We start from the raw sequence: 21166 nt of genomic DNA, 5'->3' as shown, positions 1-21166 counted from the left end.
CTTTAGTTAGGCATTTAGCGACCCGTCACGTAATATTAAGATACAAATATCATTGCTGACAGGAAGTTAAATATGTTTACGGTCATCCCTGTTCTTATCGTTGTCGCCCTGATTGTGGTGTTCTCTTCAATCAAAATTGTCCCGCAAGGTTTCCAGTGGACTGTCGAACGTTTTGGTCGCTATACCAAAACGCTGATGCCGGGCCTGAATATCGTTGTGCCATTTATGGATCGTGTTGGTCGTAAAATCAATATGATGGAGCAAGTCTTGGATATCCCATCCCAAGAGATCATCTCCCGCGATAACGCCAACGTGGCGATCGATGCGGTCTGCTTTATCCAGGTTATTGACCCGGTGAAAGCCGCTTATGAAGTCAGCAATTTGGAATCGGCCATCATCAACCTGACCATGACCAACTTCCGTACCGTTTTAGGCTCCATGGAGCTGGATGAAATGTTGTCCCAACGCGACAACATTAATGGCCGCCTGTTGCATATCGTTGATGAAGCTACCAACCCATGGGGCATCAAAGTCACCCGTATTGAAGTCCGTGACGTGCGCCCACCTGCTGAATTGATCTCTGCGATGAATGCGCAGATGAAAGCAGAACGTACTAAACGTGCCGATATTCTGGAAGCCGAAGGGGTTCGTCAGGCCGCAATTCTGCGTGCTGAAGGTGAGAAGCAATCACAGATCCTGAAAGCGGAAGGTGAGCGTCAATCTGCATTCTTGCAGGCGGAAGCCCGTGAACGTGGCGCTGAAGCTGAAGCTCAAGCCACCAGAATGGTTTCTGAAGCCATCGCTGCCGGTGATATTCAAGCCATCAACTACTTTGTGGCGCAGAAATATACCGACGCACTGCAACACATTGGTTCTGCCAATAACAGCAAAGTGATCATGATGCCGCTGGAGGCCAGCAGCCTGATGGGTGCTATCGGTGGTATTGCAGAACTGATTGGTGAGAGTAAAAACAGCCGGGGTAAATAACCATGCTGGAGGAAATTGCAGCGAATCCAAGCTGGTTTTGGCTATCACTCGGCGGGCTATTACTCGCCGCTGAGATGCTAGGTGCCAGTGGTTATATGCTGTGGAGCGGTGTTGCCGCCGTGGTGGTGGGTGCTTTGGTCTGGCTATTTCCCTTTAGCTGGGAGATGCAAGGTGTGCTGTTTGCCATCCTGACGGTGGTCGCCGCCTTCCTGTGGTGGTATTGGTTAAGTAAACGCACCAAACCGCAACCGGCGATGCTCAACCAACGTAATCATCAATTGCTGGGGACGCGAGCCACCCTGACCGAACCGACGATTGATGGCTATGGCCGCATGAAAGTCGGCGACAGCAGTTGGCGTATTTATTGCGCTAATGAGCTGAGTGTTGGCACTGAAGTTGAAGTGATATTAGTGGAAGGCAATACCTTGCATGTGCGGGCTGTTCATCACTAATTATTGATATAAAGGCGTATTTATCTCAATACGCCTTTAGCTATATTCCATACCCACTGTTTTATTCCACATCCACAATTTTCCATCCCAACAGTATCCCCCCTAATAATATTCCCCCCATCAACCCACTTTCTGCTGATCAGCCATGTGGCAACATCCCGCCAGATTATTGATAATCGGGCAATCAGCGCCATCATCCCCCGGACACTCATCCGCCAGGGCCAACAACCGCAAGCGCATCTGATTGAGATCATTAATATGTTGCTCAATTTCCGCTACTTTTAGCAAAGTTGCGGCTTTTACATCTGCGCTGTGTCTGGCCGGGTTATGGAACAGTGCCAACAACTCGCGACACTCATCCAATGTGAAGCCCACCTGCCGCGCCTGACGCAATAGTGTTAGCTCTTCAATATGTTTGGCGCTGTAGCTGCGGTAACCGTTATCGGTACGGATGGGTGCGGTCACCAGTTTTTTTTCTTCGTAAAAACGTATGGCTTTGCTGGTTAAACCCGTTTTTTTTGCGACATCACTAATGTTCATACTCCCCCTTGACCTTCCCCTTGCTGGAAGGTTTAACCTCCATAATTAGTGAAAATGACGTTGTCAGTCAAGCGGAATAAAAGCTGTACAGCCCTGAGTTACCGATTAGTTGATTATTGCGCAGGCTGCAATATACGACCAGGAATACCGACTAAACTTATGCCGACGAAATTAACGGATAAGTTGCTACTCGATAAGGAGTTAATTATGTTGCAAACCACAGTGCTGGCCTTAAACGGGCTCTCCTGTATGAGTTGTGCCAAACGCGTGAAAACGGCGTTAGAGAGCCGCGAGGATGTTCATCATGCAGAAGTGAATGTTCACTATGCCAAAGTGACCGGTGAAGCCGAGACTAAGGCGCTGATTGATGCGGTTCAACAAGCGGGTTATCAAGCGCAAGTTGCTCAAACACCTGATGTTGAGTTGCAGCTCTCTGGTTTGAGTTGTGGTCACTGCACCGAAACCACCCGCAAAGCACTGGAAGCGGTTCCCGGTGTGATTGCCGCGGATGTCACCCTCGAGAGCGCCAAAGTCTACGGTAAGGTTGAGGCACAAACGCTGATTGACGCGGTGGAACAGGCGGGCTATCACGCCACACTGCCTGGGGCGCAATCCCCAAAAACTGAGCCGCTGACTCACTCAGCCCCATCTCAGCCGGAATATCAGGCAGCGGCCTCTTCACCTATCCAAGCAGTAACAACTATTCCGGCAACCACCGCTACTCCAGCGGCAAGCAGCACTCCGGCCACAAATGATGCTAACAAAACAGAGATAACCCCAGCCGCCCCAGTGACAGATAGCGATAGCGTGCAGTTATTGCTTAGCGGGATGAGTTGCGCCAGCTGTGTATCCAAAGTACAACACGCGCTAGAAAATGTTGATGGGGTCGAGGTGGCGCGGGTCAATCTGGCCGAGCGCAGCGCATTGGTGACCGGAACCCCGAGTCATGACGCCTTAATTGCTGCGGTCAAGGGCGCCGGTTATGACGCCGAGATCATTGAGGATGAAACGGAGCGACGCGAGCGCCAGCAGCAGATGTCGCACGCCAGTATGAAGCGCTTCCAGTGGCAAGCAGCACTTGGCCTGCTATTGGGTATCCCATTGATGGGATGGGGGTTATTTGGCGGCAGCATGACGCTGACACCAGAAACCCAGACGCCATGGCTGATTGTCGGGGTCATTACCTTGTTGGTGATGATATTGGCGGGCGGCCATTTTTATCGTAATGCATGGGTTAGCCTGAAAAACGGCAGCGCCACTATGGATACCCTGGTGGCGTTAGGGACGGGGGCGGCGTGGCTCTACTCCATCACGGTCAATATCTGGCCAGATGTTTTCCCGATGGAAGCTCGCCACCTCTATTATGAAGCCAGTGCCATGATCATCGGCTTGATTAACCTCGGCCATGCCATGGAACAGCGGGCCAGACAGCGCTCATCCAATGCGCTAGAGCGGCTATTAGATCTGACGCCACCGACCGCGCGGGTTGTGACGGATCAGGGTGAGAGAGTGATCCCACTCGCGGATGTCCAACTGGGGATGACCTTACGCCTGACCACCGGTGACCGCGTGCCAGTTGATGGCGAGATAGTGCAGGGGGAGGTGTGGATGGATGAGGCCATGCTGACCGGTGAACCTATCCCGCAACAAAAATCAGCCGGTGATGAGGTGCACGCCGGGACTCAAGTACAGGATGGTTCGGTGCTGTTCCGCGCCAATGCCATTGGCAGCCAAACCACCCTGGCGCGCATCATCAAACTGGTCCGTCAGGCGCAAAGCAGCAAACCAGAAATCGGTAAGTTGGCGGATAGGATCTCGGCGGTGTTTGTGCCGACCGTGGTCGCGATTGCCCTGTTTGCGGGGCTGATCTGGTACTTCTTCGGCCCGCAGCCGCAGTTGGTCTACACCTTGGTGGTCGCCACTACCGTGCTGATTATCGCCTGTCCTTGCGCACTGGGGCTGGCAACACCGATGTCGATTATCTCTGGCGTCGGTCGCGCTGCCGAATTTGGTGTCCTGGTGCGTGATGCTGATGCATTACAGCAGGCCAGCAACCTCGATACCTTGGTGTTTGATAAAACCGGCACCTTGACGGAAGGGCATCCGCAAGTGGTAGCTATCCACACCTTCAACGGCGTGAGCGAACAGCAAGCGCTGGCGTGGGCGGCAGCACTGGAGACTGGCTCCAATCACCCGCTGGCCCGGGCCATTTTGCAGCGTGCAGAAGGGGTGACACTGGCGACGGTTAACCAGTTCCGCACCTTGCGCGGTTTGGGGGTCAGTGGTGAAGTTGACGGTACTCCGCTGTTACTGGGGAACAACCGCCTGCTGGAAGAGCAGCACATTGATACCCATGAGTTGCAATCACTGATGCAGCAACAAGCTGAAAGTGGCGCGACTCCGGTCATCCTGACCGCTAATGGCAAACCGGCGGCACTGCTCTCTATTCGCGATCCACTGCGCAGTGACAGTGTCAGCGCCCTGCAACGACTGCATAAACTGGGATACAACCTGGTGATGTTAACCGGTGACAACCCAATTACTGCCAATGCTATCGCCAAAGAAGCCGGTATTGATCAGGTCATCGCCGGTGTCCTGCCCGATGGTAAAGCGCAAGCTATCAAGCAGTTACAAGCGGCTGGCCATAAAGTGGCGATGATAGGTGACGGCATCAATGATGCACCCGCACTGGCGCAAGCCGATGTCGGCATTGCCATGGGGGGCGGCAGTGATATTGCGATTGAAACCGCCGCTATCACCCTGATGCGCCACAGTCTGCATGGGGTTGCCGATGCGGTGGAGCTTTCCAAAGCCACATTGCGCAATATGAAACAAAATCTACTGGGGGCATTTTTCTACAACGCGCTGGGAATTCCGATTGCCGCGGGTATCTTGTTCCCGTTCACCGGAACCTTGCTCAGCCCAGTGGTAGCAGGCGCGGCGATGGCATTATCATCTATCACCGTGGTCAGTAACGCCAACCGATTACTGCGCTACAAACCCAAACAGTAATCTTGCCCGAGAACCTATGGCGCACAACACTTTCTTGTGCGCCATTTAGCGTTTAGCATGTTAGGAAATGCTGATAAGGGAATAACATGGGCCAATTATTACGCCGCATAGCAACACTCCTCGGGATTAACGCGCCGACGACTTACACCTACCCCGCGCTGGATATCACCTTACCCGGTGAGCGCCACTTCCATATGGTCGGTAGTATCCATATGGGAACCGATGGCATGTTCCCCCTCCCCCATGAATTGCTGAATAAGTTGAATCAGGCCGATGCACTCATTGTCGAAGCGGATATCACCGAAGCTGCCCCCTCTTTTGCTCAGGCCCCTCTAACTGAACCCCTAGTCGATAGATTGTCTGAGGAGCACTATCAACAGCTGTTGCAGCGCTGCGAAGAGCTGGACAATGACCCGCTGTCGATGGCTTTTCTGCCCGCATGGCAAGTGGCCTTGATGCTGCAAGCTCGCCAGGCCCAACGACTAGGGTTGCGGGGCGAATATGGCATCGATTATCAATTGTTGAGAGCGGCCGCCGCGCAGGAGAAAAAGATTATTGAGCTGGAAGGCGCGCAGATGCAGCTCGATCTGTTGGCGACACTACCTGACAACGGCCTCTCTTTACTGCTTGATACCCTAACTCATTGGCACACCAATGCCCGCCTACTGCAAACCATGATTGGCTGGTGGCTGGAACATCATCCGACCACGGATCTGACAACGCTAGCCCCCACCTTTAGCCAAAACCTCTATGAGGTACTGATGATTCAGCGCAACAAGCATTGGCAACAACAGCTAGAACAGTTACCCCCCGGGCGCTATGTGGTAGCCGTCGGCGCGTTGCATTTATATGGCGAAGGGAATTTACCGGAATTATTGAAACCGGCTATCAGTCATCAACAATAGCTGTAATCAATAACAATCATAAAAAAATGGCCGATATCACTATCGGCCAGTCAAAGAGGAATTTTCATTATTTTAGTTAGTTAGCGCCCACACTCCTTGCGGATAATATGAGCAGCAGGTACAGGGTAGCAACCTGACGATTAGATTAGCAACTGACATTCATCGCCCTCGCGAAACTAATCATCATGATGCTGATTTCATTAGGTTAAATTTAACCCCATTCGCACTAATTGGGTGTAGGATAATTCACCTGAATAAATTTTCATTTTTAACTGGACGTTTATTATGACACCTGCGGTCATTTTGCTGGAAAAACAAAAAGTTCCTTTCACATTACACCCTTATCATCACGACGCGGCTGAAACCAATTTTGGCGATGAAGCGGTTAAAAAGCTGGGGCTTAATGCTGATCAGGTTTATAAAACACTGCTGGTCGCGCTAAATGGTGATGCCAAAAATCTGGCGGTGGCCGTCACACCAGTGGCAACTCAACTTGATCTGAAGAGGGTTGCGCGGGCATTGGGGGCCAAAAAAGCGGAGATGGCCGACCCACAATTGGCGCAGCGAACCACCGGATATTTAGTCGGCGGCATCAGTCCACTCGGGCAGAAAAAGCGCTTACCCACGGTGATTGATACACTGGCACAACAGTTCCCGACGATATTTGTCTCTGGCGGTAAACGTGGTCTGGATATTGAATTAGCGGCTGCGGATTTATGCCGATTATTGCAAGGCACATTTGCCGATATCGCAAAGCGGGACTAATTGATTCAGTTATTGAATCAGCCAAGGCAGGGCGCGGGTTATATGATTAAAATAGACCGGGCAATTAACCCGGCCAATATCTGAGGTAGCAGCGCCCACAGGCCATATTGACTTCAGCACACTCTCGGCAATACCTTGAAGCTATATCTATCACACAGGATAATACTTCCCATGGCTAGAGAGACCCCCTTTAAACCCATCGCCATAGCTTCCCTCTTTATGATTGCACTTACCCCGTCATTATACGCCTCAGCGGCGAGTTTTGACTGTAAGCAGGCTGCTTCTGTAGATGAAAAAACTATTTGTGCAGATCGTACGCTGAGCGAAAAGGATGTTCAAATGACCACAACATATAATTTGCTCAAAGGGCTGTTATTAATGGGCGCTCGCGGTGCCTTGCAGGATGATCAGGGCAAGTGGCTCAAAAAGCGGCAGCAGTGCGGCACAAACTCTACTTGCCTGTCGCAATTATATGACCAACGCATTGGCACTCTTATGGACGAATATAACAAAACGGCCCGAGCCATTAATACCGATTAGCAGCACTCTTGACGCCCAGTACCTCCCGGTTACACGTTGTAGACTCATTTCACGACAGAGGTAAGATCTGATGCGTCAATTATCAATCGGTGTACTGCTGGTGTCGATGCTGAGCTTTGGGGCCATGAACGTAATGGCGGCACCAACAACAGAAATTTTGTCATCATCGTCTGTCATTGCACCCACGGTTAAAGCAAAAAAAGCAGATATTCCGGCAGAAAAAAATACCCTGGAACAAAAAGTGAAAAAAACAGGCAAGAATAAAGCCAAAAAGAGAGCTATTCAGAATGCCGAGAAGTCAGTGCTACGTTCATTACGTAAGTAACCTTATACCCACCGGCGCAGGGGATATTATTAGCCCCTGTCGCCGCTACCTCTCTTCCTTACAAGTGAGACTAAAAAATGAACAAGTTAGCCATAAGCACTTTACTAGGTATGTTGCTGGGATTGGGTGGAGTAACGACGCAAGCCAGCGCAGATACATCGACAGCAATTACGCCACCTATCGCACGCGGCCCTGGCCCGGTTATCAACCCTGAAAACTCACAATACATTGAAGAGAAAAATGCCGCAGCGAAGGTAAAGGATAAGGTTAAACCGACCAATCACCACGGCAAGAAGCATCATAAGAAAAAACGGTAATCAGCCATTCTCAATACTATTACAGCTACTTATAAACAATCTCACCTTTCGGCTGATACTGACTGGCATCCAGTGGAGAGTGCTTTTCAATATACTGTTTCAGCACTTCTGCATCGATAAAACCGGTATTGACGTAACCCGGCAGCGTATCAATTTTCGGATAGCCATCACCACCTAACGCATTGAAATTCAAGGTCGCCAGGCGATAAGTTTTATTCGGATCTAGCGGCTGACCTTTTATTTTTACATCGCTGACACCATTGCCATCGGCAACCAGACTCACATTAGCGAATTGCGCATAAGCACCTGAATCGACTTTCTTATTAGCGACCACCGCCAGATATTTCTCAACCTCACTACCTTTCATATCTGCGTAAACCAGCGTATTGCCAAATGGCTGAACCTTGAGCACATCTTTATAGGTGATATCACCGGCGTCAATTGAGTCACGGATACCGCCGCCACTCATTACAGCAAAGTCAGCGCCCGCTCTTTCCATTTGCGCAGCCAATAAAACACGCGCCAAATTGGTCTGCTCGAAGCGCACTTTACTGCGGTCGCCCTCAAGCTTGCCATTCACGCTGCCCACTTTGACATCCAGTTGCGCCTTACCCTGCTCTTCAAATGGCGTCAGCAGTTTCAACATTGATGGGTCTTCGGCAATCTCTTGCGTATAAAAGACCCGCTCGCTGGTGCCATCCGCCTTCTCAACTTTTTTCTTTAAATTGATCGGGATTAGCTGATAGCTCACCAGCTTCAGTTCGCCGTTACGGAATTTGAAATCAGCCCGACCAACGTATTTACCCCACTCATGGGCCTGAACAATCCAGGTTCCATTCTGCCGATCCGGCGCACAAGGGGTGCCGGGAACATAATCAGCTTGCTTATGGTTCTCGCTCGCCATACAGACGGGGTCCTGTGAGTGACCACCCACTATCATATCCAAATAGCCTGCCGGTAAGCTGCGGGCCATCTCGACATCACCCGGCGCATTAGATCCATGCTTGCCGTCATCATAATGCCCCATGTGGGTCGCGGCGATAATGATGTCAGGCTTTTCCGTTTTCCGCAGTTGCTCGACCACTTGCTTCGCTTCTGCCGCTGGCTGCCGGAACTCAATATCAGTGAAATACTCGGGATTACCGATCTTAGCAGTATCGTCGGTGGTTAAACCCATCACCGCAATTTTTACCCCTTGTTTATCAAACAGGGCGTAGGGCTTAAATAGCCGCTGTTGAGTGCTTTTCTGGTAGATATTGGCAGACAAGAGAGGGAAAGCAGCCCACTTCTCCTGCTGACGCAGCACACTCAGCGGGTTATCAAATTCATGGTTACCGATAGCCATCGCATCATAACCGACCAATGTCATGCCGCGGAAATCAGGTTCTGCATCTTGTAAATCAGACTCTGGAACACCGGTATTAATATCTCCGCCGGAGAGCAATAACAGGCTCCCTCCTGCTGCGGCAACTTGTTTGCGGATGCTATCTACCACTGTTTTTTGTGCCGCCAGACCATACTCGCCGTGATCGTTTTGCCAGAAGTGTCCATGGTGGTCATTGGTGTGCAGTATGGTGATATCGTAAGTTTTATCTTTTTCCCAGGCAGCAGCCCATCCCGGTGCAAACGCCAGCGACACAGCCAAGGCACATGCTGTGGTCGGTAATGAAAAACCCATGGCAAATCTCCATATTATCGTTAAAGCCAGCTCGATAAATGCCAGCTTAATCAGTGAAAATGGTGTAATGCATAGCAATAGCACGATAAATCAAGGTCATACTGTGATACGCCTCGTATTGTCATGTGGTAACGCACTGATACATTTCAGAACTTTGGAATATATATCAAATTGTGTCATATGTAGTAAAAATCATTCGATCTGCATAATATGTCTTCATTACCAATACACTATTAACAGTGAAATTATTAGGCGAATACTCACTATGACCGATCGTTCTGAGACCGTGCTTCCCCCAGCCGTTAATGCATCTGTAAAACGTACATCCTTCTCAATTCTGGGGGCGATTAGCGTATCTCACTTACTCAACGATATGATCCAGTCGTTGATTCTGGCGATCTATCCTCTATTGCAAGCCGAGTTTTCACTGAGTTTTGCTCAGATAGGGCTAATCACACTGACTTACCAGCTTACGGCTTCATTATTGCAACCACTGATTGGCCTGTATACCGATAAGCATCCGCAACCTTACTCCCTGCCAATTGGCATGGGGTTCACATTGTCGGGCATATTGTTGCTCGCAGTGGCCACCACCTTCCCGGTGGTTTTACTGGCCGCCGCGCTGGTTGGCACAGGTTCATCGGTGTTCCATCCGGAGTCATCACGGGTCGCCCGCATGGCATCCGGTGGCCGTCATGGCATGGCTCAGTCGGTATTTCAGGTCGGTGGTAACTTTGGCAGCGCACTCGGCCCTTTACTGGCAGCAATCTTGATTGCACCTTATGGCAAGGGCAATGTCGGCTGGTTTTCACTCGCGGCACTGCTGGCGATTGTCGTGCTATTGCAGGTCAGTAAGTGGTATCAGCAGCAACAAAGATCCACACATGGGAAAGCCATAAAAATCTCATCGGCAAAAATGCTGCCAAAAAAGACAGTTATTAAGACGTTAGCTATCTTGATGGTGCTGATATTTTCTAAATACTTCTACTTGACCAGCATCAGCAGCTATTACACCTTCTATTTGATGCATAAGTTCGGTGTTTCGGTACAAAATGCGCAAATACACTTATTTGTATTCCTGTTCGCAGTCGCCGCTGGCACCATTATTGGCGGCCCTCTAGGAGATCGAATAGGGCGAAAATATGTTATTTGGGGCTCTATATTGGGTGTAGCACCCTTTACCCTTATTTTACCCTACGCTTCTTTGTACTGGATGGGCATTTTAACCGTGATCATCGGTGTCATCCTCGCCTCAGCCTTCTCGGCGATCCTGGTCTATGCACAAGAGCTGATTCCGGGGAAAGTGGGGATGGTATCTGGGTTATTCTTCGGTTTTGCTTTTGGTATGGGGGGTTTAGGTGCGGCAGTACTAGGGTATGTTGCTGATTTGACCAGTATTGAATTGGTTTATCAAATATGTGCATTCTTACCATTACTCGGGATATTCACTGCCTTACTGCCTAATATAGAAGATAAGTAATAGTAATAACCCTATAATCCCGACTGAGATATCTGTTTCAGCCGGGAGAGTTGCATATGCCATCATAGCAAAATCAGCAAATCCACCACAAATAACCACTTCAAACAATTTCCATGCCAAAGCTGCCTTTTATCGATAAAAAATGAATTTTTATCGCGCATTGATCGCATAAATGAAATAAACTGATGCTATTGCTGTGAAATGCTTACTGCCCTGGATCTGCCCAATAGATTGCAAAATGCAAGAAGGCGGCAAACAGGGGCCGGGTCACGAACACAGCCAACATACCCGCAACTTGAAAGATAGCGGGTATCACTAGAAGGAGTCTGGATGCACCACTCAACACCCTTAATCACCACGATCGTCGGAGGCCTTGTTCTCGCCTTCCTCTTGGGCACACTGGCTCACCGCCTGCGCATCTCACCACTAGTGGGATACCTTGCCGCAGGGGTGCTTGCCGGGCCATTCACGCCAGGTTTTGTTGCTGATACATCATTAGCACCCGAACTGGCTGAGATTGGTGTTATTTTGTTGATGTTTGGTGTCGGACTTCACTTCTCGCTTAAAGACCTCCTCGCGGTAAAATCGATCGCCATACCGGGAGCCATTGCGCAAATTGCCGTCGCGACCTTATTAGGGATGGGGCTATCTCACTTATTAGGCTGGGATTTGATGACAGGATTTGTCTTCGGTCTTTGTCTGTCAACCGCCAGTACCGTGGTATTACTGCGGGCATTGGAAGAGCGGCAACTGATTGATAGCCAACGAGGACAAATTGCCATTGGCTGGCTAATTGTTGAAGATTTGGCGATGGTGCTGACATTGGTGCTACTGCCCGCCTTTGCTGGCGTTATGGGTAACGAAACCACCAGTTTGAGCCAATTATTCACTGAGTTAGCTATTACCATCGGTAAAGTGATCGCATTCATCACATTGATGATTGTCGTCGGTCGTCGATTAGTACCATGGATACTGGCTAAAACCGCCAGTACTGGCTCGCGTGAACTATTTACACTGGCAGTACTGGTGTTAGCGCTCGGTATTGCTTACGGGGCTGTTGGGCTGTTTGATGTATCCTTCGCCCTCGGTGCATTCTTCGCCGGAATGGTATTGAATGAATCTGAGCTAAGCCATCGCGCGGCACAAGATACCTTACCGCTGCGTGACGCCTTCGCGGTGCTGTTTTTCGTGTCAGTGGGTATGCTATTCGACCCAATGATCTTGCTACATGAGCCGCTAGCCGTGCTGGCGTCATTAGCTATTATCATCTTCGGTAAGTCATTGATAGCTTTTGCATTAGTACGGATGTTTGGTCACTCAAAACGCACCGCACTTACCATTTCCGTCAGTCTGGCACAAATCGGGGAGTTCGCCTTTATTCTGGCAGGACTGGGGATCTCACTTGGTTTAATGTCTGACCATGGTCGTAATTTGGTACTGGCGGGGGCGATTCTCTCCATTATGCTCAACCCGCTACTGTTCACCCTGTTGGATCGCTATTTAGCCAAAAACGAAACTATGGAAGATCTGATTCTGGAAGAGGCGGTCGAAGAGGAGAAACAGATCCCTGTCGACTTGTGCAACCATGCATTATTGGTGGGTTATGGCCGGGTCGGGAGCTTATTAGGGGCAAAACTTCATGCCGAAGGAGTCCCATTGGTCGTCATCGAAAATTCTCGGCCAAGAGTGGAAGCGCTGCGTGAACAAGGTATTAATGCCGTATTAGGTAATGCTGCAAGCGCCGATATTATGTCGTTGGCGCGTCTGGATTGCGCGCGTTGGTTATTACTCACTATCCCAAATGGCTACGAAGCCGGTGAAATTGTTGCATCAGCCAGAATTAAGCGGCCCGACCTCGAGATAATTGCGCGCGCCCATTATGATGATGAAGTGGTTTATATCTCAGACCGTGGTGCGAATCAGGTTGTTATGGGGGAACGCGAAGTGGCTAACAGTATGCTGAATATGCTGAAAATAGACCGGCTTACAGAAGAAGATAAGCGTCCAGTTTGCCCCATCTAAATCTATTTCGATCATTCAGTGCGCGATAAAAATAAGCAGGGCCAGCAAATTTGCCGGCCCTGCTTTTATCTCTATTACTTCTACGGCTAATTAGCGCTCCCAGTAGGACTCTTCCAAACTATCTTCCCGCTCAGGTAAACCGCGAGTTAAACGCGGTGAATGCTGATTCAGTACCTGATAACTGACCCGGTTTGCGTATTTACACACTTGTGCCAATGAAGAATAACTGAGATAGCTACGGACATGTTTACTGGAGTTAGGAACATTATTACGGTGATAGCCATTGGCGGCAATATCATGTAGCACAGCAGATAGTGCGCCGTCCCCTGCCCCATTAGTATTCATTATTTTCTCAGGCCCGCCCATATAAGGCGCGATATGAGAATAAATACGCAATGGATTATCACAATACTCTTTGCGCATCGCCCGACTGAATTCGTACAGATTAAACTCTGCAATCGCACCAGGTAATAACGGATGTTGAGTCTGGCGCTTATTCGCCTCTTCGGTATAGCCCGCCATATAAAGCCCATTAGGGCCTGCGGTACACAGCACTAAATCAACCCAGTTCAGTGCCATATCAGAGGCCATCAAGGGATCATTTAGCCCTGTCAGCTCATAAGCCTCATCTTCATTCATTGCTAAAATAGAAACATGATCGCTAAGAAAATCACGCCACCACTGCGGATTATCTGCAATGACATATTTAGTGCCTAGCGTCATCACCACCGGAACATTATGTCTCTTCGCATAACTGATGGCCTGCATAGTGGCATCTGGCATCGGCTCACCCGATTTACAACGCACCAGATAAGCGGTGAGTACCAAAGCCGATGCCCCAGCAATCACCTCTTCAGGAATACTCGCTGGGCGTAGTTGATTCATTTGGCCGGGGCTAATCGCAAATGTCCGCTCACCATTATCAGTAATCAAAGTAAAACAGCGACCAATAGCACCATCAACCGCCTGCAAATAGTTAAGATCAGTCCGACTGGAGGTATTACACAGATAGCGATAGGCATAGCTACCAATCTTGATATTACTGCACATGGTGCCCAATAGAATGGAGCGGTCATCAGCTAACACTGAATAGTTGTGTAATGTATTACCGATAGTTCCGCCCGCAAACTCATGAGTAATTAACCCATTAAGTGTTAGCTCCTGATAAAGGCGCTCAGCAACATCATCCTCAATGACCAATGAGTGCCCCTGGCTAAGACCATAACGGGTGATAAAATCCTCATCGACCTTCGCTTCAATATCGACCAGCGTCTGATCAATGCCAACGATATAAGAGGTACTCACCTCATTTTCAGCCTGCGCCGGTTGCAATAATGGATCACGGGCATTAACAGGAAAATAGTGCTTAGATTTGCGCTTACCAGGAAATTTCATGGTCTTAGGTTACAAATATAGAAATGGGAAGATACAGAATTTTAGCACATTTAGGGAGGAGGAACAGGGAGGGATAAACCGAGCTATCAGGCTGCCAGCTCAAAATAGCAAATGACTAGATAAATTATGGTTATTAAAAAAGGCAGCAGACTTATTGTTCTACTGCCTTTTATCATTAATCTAATAAAAGTTACTCTTTCGGTAAGTTAACTAATGTATTTTGACGTTCACGCACATAATGGCGAACCAAGACAAAACCAATAGAACCGACCAAACCAACAAACCCAAATAGAATAATAATCAGAAGTCGTTTCTTAGCATCTTGCTGCACAGGATCTGATGGCTGCTGTATATAACTAAATGACTGGATATCAATAACGGCTGGTTGCAATGCATTAATTTTATCAAGATAAAGTTTTTTATTTAATAAATCAGCATTAACAGTAGTAAGGTCGGTTATAGATTTTTCAATTTCTAACTGACGATTCAAGGCATCATAGCCCAATGATATTGGGTAGTTATCATTATCTGCAGAAGTACCAAATGCATTACTAGCCGGTCTCTGCAAACCTGCGGCCTTAGCTATTGAAACAGCATATTCTAGTCGCTGAACTCTGACTTTCTGCTCGTTTTTTGCTTTTTGCAAAGCTAATTCATACTCCTCGGCAGCTATCTTCTTCGTTGTTTCTATCACTAACTTAATTTGACGATTAACATCATTATTAACTTGCTCGTTAACATAAGTAATGTAGCCAGATAACGTATCTTTCATGCCTGAATCAATGTTAGAGCTGTAATTGAGGACATAGTTATTCCTGTTCTCAAAATAACCATTAGCATTTTTATCAGTAACTAATCTTACAACCGCGACACTTCCTGTAGGCTTAATCTTTAAACTATCAAAGTAATTATTAAATAGATCCCGAGAGGAATAGTATCTCCTGAACTCTTCAAAAAAATCATCTTGATGTATATTGGCATCAACATTTAGTAGCGACAGTGAAGCATTTATAGAGTCGATAGATTGAAATTGGCGATCAGACATAAGAGTAACTGTGGCAGAGCTTACCCAATTTTTGGGGGTGAGTAATATGATGCCAATGCCAAAACAAACAAATATAAAGATAACGAAAGCAACTAACTTATATGATTTTACAATAATAGATACTAGTTCTATTAGATCTATCTCATCTTTAGTCGAAGATAAGTTACATTGCTCAAAGGAAGATAATTTCTTATTATCTAGAGATCTGCCAATCATCAATTTTTATCCATTTCTATTAAAGTAATAACTCATTAATTACTAAGGAAAAACCATTAATTATAACCATTTGGATTCATCTCTTGCCATCTCCAGGCATCCATAAGCATGTCAGATAAATTCCTTTTTGCTTTCCAGCTCAATTCTACATTCGCAAGTTCGGCACTTGCCCAGCACTCAGCTATATCACCAGGTCTACGAGAGACAATTTCAAATGGAATCGTCACCCCTGTAACACGCTCGAATTCTCTAATAATCTGCAAAACAGAATAACCTATACCAGTACCCAGATTATATACATGGAATCCAGAAGCCAAGCTATTTAAAGTGCTAAGATGCCCTTCAGCTAAATCCATAACATGAATATAATCCCTTACACCAGAACCATCTGGTGTATCGTAGTCATTACCATACACGAGTAATTTTGATAATTTACCAATAGCGACTTGGGTAATAAATGGCAATAGGTTATTTGGTTTTCCATTCGGGTCTTCACCAATCAAACCTGAAGAATGAGCACCTACTGGATTAAAATACCGCAGCGCTGTTATCGAAAACGTAGGATGAGCTAAAGAGAAATCTTTTAGTATTTGCTCTACCATCACTTTTGAAGTGCCATATGGATTAGTCGTTCCACCAATTCGAGCATTTTCAGTCAATGGAACGAACTCAGGTTCGCCATATACTGTCGCTGAAGAGCTAAATATTAATTTCTTAACATTAGCAGCAAGCATTTCTTTAAGTAAGATAATAGAGCCTGTAACATTGTTTTGATAATACTCAATAGGTTTCTCAACAGACTCGCCTACCGATTTCAAACCCGCAAAATGGATCACTGAGTCAATTTTATGATTTAAAAAAATATACTTAAGGCAAGATTTATCAAGTACATCACCTTGATAAAACTTAGGTTCTTTACCACAAATTTTTGATACTCTAACTAAGGACTCTGGTGAAGAGTTAGCTAGATTATCAAGAATAACAACATCTCTTCCTTGTTCTAACAATGTGAGTACTGTATGGGAACCTATATAGCCTGAACCACCAGTGACTAAAATAGTCATTTCTCACCCTCGATTAATAAATTAGCACATTAAGTTCATTATAAATAGCTTAGTGCAGATTGCTTTAGTCCTATTAATTACCAAAAACAATCTTGTTGTATTCTTCTTTTTTATTATTAATATCGAATTTGTTTTTTCTATTTTTTGCAATCGAATAAAATTGTTCATAATTAGTAAAGATACTTTCTAATGCTGCAGATAGATTCGTTTCCGAATTAGCAATAAGCAAGCCATTCCCATCAATAACTTCGTTACAGCCACCAACATCACTTAATATAAGAGGCACTCCAGCTGTTGCTGCCTCTAATGCAGACATGGGCAAACCTTCACTGTCAGATGTTAGGACAAAAACATCATATTGATTAAACGCGTTAAAATTCTCTATCTCACCTAAAAAACTTATATTATTGTAATCAGCATACTTATTGAGTAAGGAGTCAGTATACTCTCCAGCTCCAACAACATCCAATTTATATTCCGGGTTATCAGCAACAACCTTACAAATCAATTCAGGTCTTTTAGGGTGAGTTAATCTACCTAAAAATAATATTTTATTTTCGCATCCCCGATCATCACGAGGTGATAAGGGTGTAATAGAATTTAGTGATGTCACTATCTTACATTTCTTTATTCCAATATCATTAATGGCTTTTATTTCATCACTTTTTGACACACACCATATTACATCGGATAAATGTGATAATATACGTTCAACATAACAAAATATAGATTTTAAAAACTTGCCATTATATAAACAAGACCAACCATGAGAAACATAAATACATCTAAATTTCATGAAAATACGAGTAAGCCGACTATATAATCCTGCATTAGCGGAACTAGCAACAACAATATTGATATTGTTTTCTTTTAGTACTTTATACATTAGATATATAGCTTTAATACTAGTCATACTTCTTAATTGAGGGATGATTACAATTTTATCACACGAAATAGATTCAGTTAACCAGCCATGTTCAGATGTTATTAATATTACCTTACAATCATTCCGAAACAGTCTCACTTGTTCCGCAACCCAACTTTGGGCTCCACCAATTTCAGACTTAGTTATTACAAATGCAACATTGTGCATTTCCACCTCTCAAACAGAATACAAATTTAATGATTAAGTCCAGAAAAAAATAAATTATTTTTTATTCATAAACTCTTGTGAAATTGTTTTCACAACTGCATCTTTCAGAGAATAAGGAGCTGAGAAATTATAATTATTAATATTGTTAGAACTAAATTGGGTTTTTGCGCAAAACTTTTTAATTCGAATGCTACTTATTGGTAACTCTTTGCCACTAACTTTAGCCAAAATATCAAAAGCATAACCTGCGCATACCCCAATAAAATATGGCAGTCTAATTATTTTACTCTTTTTCTGAAGACAGCTATAAATGACAGTAGATAATTCATTCATTGTAAAGTCTGGCTTATCTACATAATTTATTAAATGATACCCTGCAGAAAATGAAAGAGTAAGTTCTAAAAAAGCAGCTATATTTTCGACGTAAGCCATGGACTTTTCATTTTCGCCACTACCGATCATCAAAAATTTTCCTGATGCGATCTGCTTAAATAAGTTGTAAACATTACCTCTATTACCAACCCCAAAAACAACGGTAGGGCGAATAGTAACTAATTTTTTATCTGAGTAGGAATTAAACCATGCATCATAGATCTTTTCAGCTTCTAACTTGGATTTTCCATAATGATTAAAAGGAGCATATTCTCCACTTTCATCGGTCTCTTTTTCCACAAAGCCATATACAGCAACGGAAGATGTAAAAACAATATTTTTTATACCAAGAAATTCCGCTGCCTTACAAATATTTTCAGCCCCATCAACATTGACTTTATAATAAAGGTCAATGGGTCTAACATTATCTTTATGTTCAGCGGCTAAGTTGATGATCAAATCATGTCCATCTAATACCTTAATTAGAGTATCATATTCTGTAACATCACAATATTGCCACTTATCTGGATACTTATCACTCTTAACCTTATCGAGAATTGTGAATTCGACATTTTTATTATTGAGTAATTCAGCCAAATTTGTGCCAATAAAACCTGACCCGCCAACTATTGCAATATTCATAAAATACTCACATGTTATTAATCTATCAAAATATGGGATTTAGTTACTTATTACAAAGAAGAAGTACATAATAAATTAGAGATACTCATCTCATATAACATTTAGCTTTCGACTCATTGATACAAGCAAGCACCAATAGAGGATAGAAATATATTAATGGAGTTATATTTTGCTTATACCTTATTGCTGCGCCGGGATTAAAAACACCAAATGGATAATGAATCATTAATACAATTATCACAGCAGGGATAAATGCTATATAGAAATACTTTCTATACAATACATTTATTTCCGTAACCTTATAAAACCTATAAAATATATAGATCATTAGCGTCAAGCTAATAATCCCTTCAATAAAGAAAGGAGCATAAACAATTCTATTTAATGTTTCATAAAGTGTCGGTCCAATAATAGAGACCCAAAAACCCCACGCTATATTATAAAAATAATCTGCAACTCCCCCCCATTGTATATAATATCGATTAGCATATGCTGTATCAGACGATAAGAAGTAATTCTTAATTATAACCAACACTGCTAAAAATTTTTCGCTCCACAAATCAGCAGTTACTGCCAGTATCAATGCCAATATGATAGACATTATTGCTAATAATAAAATATAAAACCATTTTGAAAAATTCGCAAACTTAACATTACTTAATATAATAATACTGCTCGCGAGGTAAGCATATGCAATACCATAATGAGGTCGGAGTAGAATGCCAAAAAAGACACCCACCAAAAGATAGATTATTCTATTTTTTCTACCAAACTGTATGTTCACAATCCATTTTACAAAAAAAAGCAACCCAGCTATAGCTATAATTTCCTTACCTGCCACACTGGTCCAAATTTGAAAACTTGGAAGAAGAAAACATATATATAATAGCTTTTTATCTATAAAATTAAGAAGATCTTTGAATACAAAATAAAATGAAAACCCAAATATTATAGATATAAAAATATTTACTAGGAGCTTACTTGAAATTAAGCATCGTAAAAGTGAAAAAATATTATCTACAAGTTGAGTTCTATCTAAAAAATTATTTAAATCCATTGTTGCATTTAAATATCTTTCAGAGTCAGCTAAATGCGAAAAATGATTATAGACAAAAACTGCAAATAGTGTAAAAAGAATCTTTACTATAATTATTGAAATAAGTTCTTTTTTATATATCATATTACTCTCAGCGTACACTGACTTAAATCATCAAAAATAATACTCATATACAGTTCATTGCAATTATATATTGATAATTATGATTTCGTATCAATCGCCTTGATTATAAAAAGGATTGAAGTTATAAATAAAACTCAAATTTTCTTTTTTGAAGAAAATCATATATAGGTTTACCATATATTTTTTTACATATAACATTAACCATAAATAAGTATGATCGTGGAGATTTTATCATTATTTTCAAAAGAAAAGCTCTTGTCTTTTGCAAGGTATTACCATATCTAATATAGATACTCATAACTCTTCCTGCATAAGCATCCACTTTATCAGCACACTCCGGATCTATTATTTTGTTGAATGCCAATTGAGCAATTAAAAATTCAGGAATAGATAACCCTTCCATAACTGTATGAATGGACCGTTTTCTTAATCTAGCATTTGATAATACATCAGGCAAAAAAAGCAAATTAAAAGAAGATGATTGCAACCAGCAATCCATGCGATCAGGTTTTTGCCATTCAACAATACTTTCGCCTGATAATAAAATATGACAATTATTTTCTAAAGCGCAATAGACGGGAGCTAAATGTGGTGCATTAACAAAACATCCCCAATATGTGAATTTTAGAAAAGGTCGAAAAGCTTTCATGTTGAATACATTATTTGAAATAAGCAAATGGTTACTAAAATTTTTTCCAATTGAATTTAAGTATTCATCAAAAGACCTACATACAGAATCAACTCGCTTAGTTTTTAAAAGCTCAGATGAGAAATTTATAAAATCAACATCCCCCTCACCAATATATTTTTTTATTATACTTAGCGCATTTGGTTTTACACAATCATCATCGCTCAGTAGCCACATCCAATCATTCTCTACCAACTCAAAGCACTTTGCTATATTAGCGTTTGCACCAATATTTTCTTTATTCTGATGGAAGTATATTCTTGGCTCATTTTTGAAAAAGTTGATAATTTCAACATCAAAGTTTTCAGTAGCATTATCAGAAATAAATAATGTGTCTATTTTACTCATTTGTGGTAATAACTCAAAGATACGACTTTTTAGTTTTTCTATCCTATTATAGGTAGGGATAACAATTGTTATACTAATGTCTGATTTAGAATTCATTTCA

At 44.0% G+C, this 21166-nt stretch carries 19 protein-coding genes; 10 read left to right on the top strand and 9 right to left on the bottom strand.

All coding sequences use genetic code 11. The annotated features are described in order from the left end of the window. The first annotated feature begins 72 nt into the window (after positions 1-72). Together HRK25_RS11580 and HRK25_RS11575 are read left to right on the top strand one after the other, a co-directional pair. Positions 73-987, top strand: a complete 915-nt coding sequence (locus tag HRK25_RS11580) for an SPFH domain-containing protein (protein ID WP_004704953.1) — start codon at positions 73-75, stop codon at positions 985-987. Between the two features lie 2 nt (positions 988-989). Beyond that, positions 990-1439, top strand: a complete 450-nt coding sequence (locus tag HRK25_RS11575; RefSeq protein ID WP_005277057.1) for an NfeD family protein — start codon at positions 990-992, stop codon at positions 1437-1439. Between the two features lie 120 nt (positions 1440-1559). Here HRK25_RS11575 and cueR read toward each other — a convergent pair whose 3' ends face one another. Further along, the gene (cueR, locus tag HRK25_RS11570; protein ID WP_005277059.1) at positions 1560-1979 is read right to left on the bottom strand and encodes a Cu(I)-responsive transcriptional regulator; all 420 of its coding nucleotides are present in this window, start codon (positions 1977-1979) and stop codon (positions 1560-1562) included. Between the two features lie 207 nt (positions 1980-2186). Here cueR and copA point away from each other — a divergent pair, with 207 nt between their 5' ends. The 6 genes from copA to HRK25_RS11540 all read left to right on the top strand — a co-directional run bounded on the left by copA (position 2187) and on the right by HRK25_RS11540 (position 7843). Beyond that, positions 2187-4991 (top strand): copper-exporting P-type ATPase CopA, encoded by a 2805-nt coding sequence (gene copA, locus HRK25_RS11565; protein ID WP_032898482.1) that lies wholly within the window; start codon positions 2187-2189, stop codon positions 4989-4991. 86 nt (positions 4992-5077) lie between these two features. Beyond that, the gene (locus HRK25_RS11560; protein WP_005277062.1) at positions 5078-5896 is read left to right on the top strand and encodes a TraB/GumN family protein; all 819 of its coding nucleotides are present in this window, start codon (positions 5078-5080) and stop codon (positions 5894-5896) included. Positions 5897-6181: 285 nt separating this feature from the next. Then, positions 6182-6661, top strand: coding sequence for a Cys-tRNA(Pro)/Cys-tRNA(Cys) deacylase YbaK (ybaK, locus tag HRK25_RS11555; protein ID WP_005277064.1), 480 nt, complete (start codon positions 6182-6184; stop codon positions 6659-6661). Between the two features lie 171 nt (positions 6662-6832). Continuing rightward, complete coding sequence (locus tag HRK25_RS11550) at positions 6833-7201, top strand: lysozyme inhibitor LprI family protein (protein WP_420895947.1); 369 nt, start codon at positions 6833-6835, stop codon at positions 7199-7201. A gap of 70 nt (positions 7202-7271) precedes the next feature. After that, complete coding sequence (locus HRK25_RS11545; RefSeq protein ID WP_005277068.1) at positions 7272-7526, top strand: hypothetical protein; 255 nt, start codon at positions 7272-7274, stop codon at positions 7524-7526. 77 nt (positions 7527-7603) lie between these two features. Next, positions 7604-7843, top strand: coding sequence for a hypothetical protein (locus tag HRK25_RS11540; RefSeq protein ID WP_032898483.1), 240 nt, complete (start codon positions 7604-7606; stop codon positions 7841-7843). Between the two features lie 25 nt (positions 7844-7868). Here HRK25_RS11540 and ushA read toward each other — a convergent pair whose 3' ends face one another. Continuing rightward, positions 7869-9521, bottom strand: a complete 1653-nt coding sequence (ushA, locus tag HRK25_RS11535; RefSeq protein ID WP_138775458.1) for a bifunctional UDP-sugar hydrolase/5'-nucleotidase UshA — start codon at positions 9519-9521, stop codon at positions 7869-7871. Between the two features lie 265 nt (positions 9522-9786). Between ushA and rosA the strand changes: the two genes are divergently transcribed. Next, positions 9787-11001: an MFS transporter RosA gene (rosA, locus tag HRK25_RS11530; protein WP_032899001.1), complete on the top strand. Its 1215-nt coding sequence runs from the start codon at positions 9787-9789 to the stop codon at positions 10999-11001. A 330-nt stretch (positions 11002-11331) separates the two neighbouring features. Further along, the gene (ybaL, locus tag HRK25_RS11525; protein ID WP_032899000.1) at positions 11332-13023 is read left to right on the top strand and encodes a YbaL family putative K(+) efflux transporter; all 1692 of its coding nucleotides are present in this window, start codon (positions 11332-11334) and stop codon (positions 13021-13023) included. Between the two features lie 90 nt (positions 13024-13113). Here ybaL and HRK25_RS11520 read toward each other — a convergent pair whose 3' ends face one another. The 7 genes from HRK25_RS11520 to HRK25_RS11490 all read right to left on the bottom strand — a co-directional run bounded on the left by HRK25_RS11520 (position 13114) and on the right by HRK25_RS11490 (position 21162). Further along, on the bottom strand, positions 13114-14418 hold the full coding sequence (locus HRK25_RS11520; protein ID WP_005279269.1) for an inosine/guanosine kinase: 1305 nt from the start codon (positions 14416-14418) through the stop codon (positions 13114-13116). A 190-nt stretch (positions 14419-14608) separates the two neighbouring features. Next, positions 14609-15679 carry a Wzz/FepE/Etk N-terminal domain-containing protein gene (locus HRK25_RS11515; RefSeq protein WP_032898998.1) on the bottom strand — a complete coding sequence of 357 codons (1071 nt, stop codon included), beginning with the start codon at positions 15677-15679 and terminating at the stop codon, positions 14609-14611. Between the two features lie 56 nt (positions 15680-15735). Next, entirely contained in the window at positions 15736-16743 is a 1008-nt protein-coding gene (gene galE / locus HRK25_RS11510) for a UDP-glucose 4-epimerase GalE (RefSeq protein ID WP_049602709.1), read from the bottom strand. Between the two features lie 73 nt (positions 16744-16816). Continuing rightward, positions 16817-17836, bottom strand: a complete 1020-nt coding sequence (locus tag HRK25_RS11505; RefSeq protein WP_005279263.1) for a glycosyltransferase — start codon at positions 17834-17836, stop codon at positions 16817-16819. 54 nt (positions 17837-17890) lie between these two features. Continuing rightward, entirely contained in the window at positions 17891-18850 is a 960-nt protein-coding gene (locus HRK25_RS11500; RefSeq protein ID WP_005279260.1) for an NAD-dependent epimerase/dehydratase family protein, read from the bottom strand. A gap of 85 nt (positions 18851-18935) precedes the next feature. Further along, positions 18936-20030 (bottom strand): hypothetical protein, encoded by a 1095-nt coding sequence (locus HRK25_RS11495; RefSeq protein ID WP_005279258.1) that lies wholly within the window; start codon positions 20028-20030, stop codon positions 18936-18938. Between the two features lie 121 nt (positions 20031-20151). Next, on the bottom strand, positions 20152-21162 hold the full coding sequence (locus tag HRK25_RS11490) for a glycosyltransferase family 2 protein (protein WP_005279256.1): 1011 nt from the start codon (positions 21160-21162) through the stop codon (positions 20152-20154). Positions 21163-21166: the final 4 nt, after the last annotated feature.

It is taken from the genome of Yersinia bercovieri ATCC 43970 (assembly GCF_013282745.1).
GTDB classification, from domain to species: Bacteria; Pseudomonadota; Gammaproteobacteria; order Enterobacterales; family Enterobacteriaceae; genus Yersinia; species Yersinia bercovieri.
This window is presented reverse-complemented; position numbering and strand designations above follow the sequence as displayed.

What these genes read in the sequence shown, in the direction of transcription:
- galE (WP_049602709.1), bottom strand. Translation starts at nt 16,743, where the DNA reads ATGACTATTTTAGTCACTGGTGGTTCAGGCTATATAGGTTCCCATACA.
- HRK25_RS11490 (WP_005279256.1), bottom strand. Translation starts at nt 21,162, where the DNA reads ATGAATTCTAAATCAGACATTAGTATAACAATTGTTATCCCTACCTAT.
- HRK25_RS11580 (WP_004704953.1), top strand. Translation starts at nt 73, where the DNA reads ATGTTTACGGTCATCCCTGTTCTTATCGTTGTCGCCCTGATTGTGGTG.
- HRK25_RS11515 (WP_032898998.1), bottom strand. Translation starts at nt 15,679, where the DNA reads ATGATTGGCAGATCTCTAGATAATAAGAAATTATCTTCCTTTGAGCAA.
- HRK25_RS11540 (WP_032898483.1), top strand. Translation starts at nt 7,604, where the DNA reads ATGAACAAGTTAGCCATAAGCACTTTACTAGGTATGTTGCTGGGATTG.
- ushA (WP_138775458.1), bottom strand. Translation starts at nt 9,521, where the DNA reads ATGGGTTTTTCATTACCGACCACAGCATGTGCCTTGGCTGTGTCGCTG.
- HRK25_RS11575 (WP_005277057.1), top strand. Translation starts at nt 990, where the DNA reads ATGCTGGAGGAAATTGCAGCGAATCCAAGCTGGTTTTGGCTATCACTC.
- ybaL (WP_032899000.1), top strand. Translation starts at nt 11,332, where the DNA reads ATGCACCACTCAACACCCTTAATCACCACGATCGTCGGAGGCCTTGTT.
- copA (WP_032898482.1), top strand. Translation starts at nt 2,187, where the DNA reads ATGTTGCAAACCACAGTGCTGGCCTTAAACGGGCTCTCCTGTATGAGT.
- ybaK (WP_005277064.1), top strand. Translation starts at nt 6,182, where the DNA reads ATGACACCTGCGGTCATTTTGCTGGAAAAACAAAAAGTTCCTTTCACA.
- HRK25_RS11520 (WP_005279269.1), bottom strand. Translation starts at nt 14,418, where the DNA reads ATGAAATTTCCTGGTAAGCGCAAATCTAAGCACTATTTTCCTGTTAAT.
- HRK25_RS11550 (WP_420895947.1), top strand. Translation starts at nt 6,833, where the DNA reads ATGGCTAGAGAGACCCCCTTTAAACCCATCGCCATAGCTTCCCTCTTT.
- cueR (WP_005277059.1), bottom strand. Translation starts at nt 1,979, where the DNA reads ATGAACATTAGTGATGTCGCAAAAAAAACGGGTTTAACCAGCAAAGCC.
- HRK25_RS11505 (WP_005279263.1), bottom strand. Translation starts at nt 17,836, where the DNA reads ATGCACAATGTTGCATTTGTAATAACTAAGTCTGAAATTGGTGGAGCC.
- HRK25_RS11500 (WP_005279260.1), bottom strand. Translation starts at nt 18,850, where the DNA reads ATGAATATTGCAATAGTTGGCGGGTCAGGTTTTATTGGCACAAATTTG.
- rosA (WP_032899001.1), top strand. Translation starts at nt 9,787, where the DNA reads ATGACCGATCGTTCTGAGACCGTGCTTCCCCCAGCCGTTAATGCATCT.
- HRK25_RS11495 (WP_005279258.1), bottom strand. Translation starts at nt 20,030, where the DNA reads ATGATATATAAAAAAGAACTTATTTCAATAATTATAGTAAAGATTCTT.
- HRK25_RS11545 (WP_005277068.1), top strand. Translation starts at nt 7,272, where the DNA reads ATGCGTCAATTATCAATCGGTGTACTGCTGGTGTCGATGCTGAGCTTT.
- HRK25_RS11560 (WP_005277062.1), top strand. Translation starts at nt 5,078, where the DNA reads ATGGGCCAATTATTACGCCGCATAGCAACACTCCTCGGGATTAACGCG.